Source organism: Kocuria cellulosilytica, from assembly GCF_040981245.1.
GTDB lineage: Bacteria > Actinomycetota > Actinomycetes > Actinomycetales > Micrococcaceae > Kocuria > Kocuria cellulosilytica.
The window spans coordinates 1-628 of the sequence record NZ_JAVFWZ010000059.1 but is presented as its reverse complement, the minus strand read 5'-3'; the positions used below and the strand labels follow the sequence as shown (position 1 = coordinate 628).

At 71.8% G+C, this 628-nt stretch carries 1 protein-coding gene; it reads left to right on the top strand.

The window, feature by feature from the left end; all coding sequences use genetic code 11:
* Positions 1-628: SDR family NAD(P)-dependent oxidoreductase (locus tag RCG67_RS16965; protein ID WP_368827970.1), on the top strand; the 628-nt coding region annotated here is incomplete at both ends.

Here is a 628-nt window from a genome sequence, read left to right as displayed (position 1 = left end):
AGCCAGAACAGCAGCAGGACGTCCCCGGTGTGCAGCCGGAGATGACCCCCGTCCCGGACTGCGGCGAGCAGAGCTACCGCGGCTCCGGCAAGCTCGAGGGCAAGGCCGCGATCATCACCGGCGGGGACAGCGGCATCGGCCGCGCCGCCGCGATCGCCTACGCCCGGGAGGGCGCCGACGTCCTCGTCGCCTACCTCGAGGAGGACGAGGACGCGCAGGACACCGCCCGCTGGATCGAGGAGGCCGGGCGCCGGGCCGTCCTGGTGCGCGGCGACCTCTCCGATGCCGCGCACTGCCGCGCCGTCGTGGAGCGGGCCGTGCAGGAGTTCGGCAAGGTCGACGTGCTCGTCTCCAACGCCGCATACCAGATGACCCGCGAGAGCCTCGACGAGATCAGCGACGAGGAGTGGGACTACACGTTCCGGCTCAACGTCGGGGCGATGTTCCACCTGGCCAAGGCCGCGGTGCCGCACATGGCCCCCGGCTCGGCCATCATCGGCAGCTCCTCGGTGCAGTCCGACCAGCCGTCCCCGCAGCTGGCCCCCTACGCGGCCACGAAGGCCGCGATCGCGAACTTCTCCGCCGGTCTCGCGCAGATGCTGGGGGAGAAGGGCATCCGGGTCAACAG